The sequence below is a fragment of the Pedobacter sp. 05L430 genome (genome assembly GCF_056397585.1).
This window is the reverse complement of sequence record NZ_JBFTNT010000502.1, coordinates 1-1,588: the sequence shown is the minus strand read 5'-3', so window position 1 is coordinate 1,588 and position 1,588 is coordinate 1. Positions and strand designations below refer to the sequence as shown.

2 protein-coding genes are annotated in these 1,588 nt (G+C 40.0%); one reads left to right on the top strand and one right to left on the bottom strand.

The features are described from left to right. Nucleotides 1-225 precede the first annotated feature (225 nt). Nucleotides 226-867 (top strand): DUF47 domain-containing protein, encoded by a 642-nt coding sequence (locus tag AC1DG9_RS26840; RefSeq protein WP_172661553.1) that lies wholly within the window; start codon nt 226-228, stop codon nt 865-867. Between the two features lie 11 nt (nt 868-878). Here AC1DG9_RS26840 and AC1DG9_RS26835 read toward each other — a convergent pair. Beyond that, nucleotides 879-1,588: M28 family metallopeptidase (locus tag AC1DG9_RS26835; protein ID WP_477635666.1), on the bottom strand; the 710-nt coding region annotated here is incomplete at its 5' end.

Here is a 1,588-nt window from a genome sequence, read left to right as displayed (position 1 = left end):
AAATAATTGTCCTTGCCGATTCAACCAAATTTGGCAAACGTGGCTTCGGCAGAATATGCGGCATCGAAGAAGTAGATCATATCATTACTGACAGCGGTGTGTCCGAGCACACCATAAAATCAATTGAGAGTATGGGAATTAAAATATCAATAATTTAAAACACCTAATTTAAAGTTCACAATAGGTTAATATAGCTGATGTACATTTACTATATACATCATCCATATGAACAGCGTTTTCAAATTCTTTATCCCGCCCGACAAAAAATTCCAGCCCTTATTTGAGCAATCAGGCAAAAATCTGATCAGTATTTCCGAAACACTTTTACTCGCCCTTAGCACCAATGATCTTGATCAGCGGAATAAGCACATCAAAAAAATTGAACAGCTGGAGCGTAACGGAAATAAAATAAGGCATGCCGTTTTTCTAGGTTTAAGCAAAAGCATGATCACCCCATTCAGTAGGGAAGATATTCATACCCTGATTAGTGCGCTTTATGATATTGCAGACCATATCCGGGCCGCAGCCATTAGCATAGAAATGTTCAATATTCTTCAGCTCGATAAAACAATGATCAAGCTCGCCAACCTGCTCACAGAAATGTGCAGAGACCTCGATAGCGCCCTTAAAGAGCTAAGGAACTTCAAGAATAAAACCATTATATCAGATGTTTGTTTGAGGATATACAAAGGTGAAAGTAAAGCAGATCAGCTATGCAACCTTGCAGTCGCAGGCCTCTTTAAAACCGAATCCAACCCAATAGAGCTCATCAAGCAGAAAGAGCTATTGCAGACATTAGAAATGGCGACGGATAAGTGTGATGACGCCGCCAACGCCCTTGAAGCTATTCTCGTAAAAAACTCTTAACTGCTATCTTACTACCATCTCCATTCACCGGCAATCTTTAGTGGAACTTCCAGATTATTCTGTTTCAAGAACCCTTTTAGTTCATCGTCAGTTTGTTTTTTAACGGGTAATGCAGGAGTATTTGCAAGACCATACACCAGCATAGCACTAAAACGTACCGTATTTTTCAATTGCTGCTCATCAACTAACTTAAAAACGTCTCCATCCGAATGATAGAAAGGCCCCGAATTATTAGGTAACTCGCCTCCTGTTCCTCCACCAATAGGAATCCCCTGTAGCATAAAAGGCTGATGATCACTATGTAACCATGCTCCAGAATAAAATAAGTTTTTAAATCCTGTATCAATCTTAGTAATCTGGCTGCCCCACGAAGAAAATAGATCCTTCATCTCAACTCTGCTGGTGGCAAATCCTTTCGGATTATTGGTCATGTCGTAATTCAACATAAATTTTACCTGATCAAGCGTATTTAAATGCCTTGCAGCTTCAACGTAGGCTTTTGAGCCCAGCAACCCTTGTTCCTCTCCCATAAACAGCACGAACTCAATTGTTCTTTTATTTTCTAGCTTTAGTGCTTTGTACGTTCTGGCCATGTCTATCACCGCGAAAGAACCTATACCATTGTCAATTGCGCCTGTAGCCAAATCCCAACTATCAAGGTGACCGCCAACAACAATTTTCTCTCCCAATGTATCTGTACCTTTTAAAGTAGCTATTACAT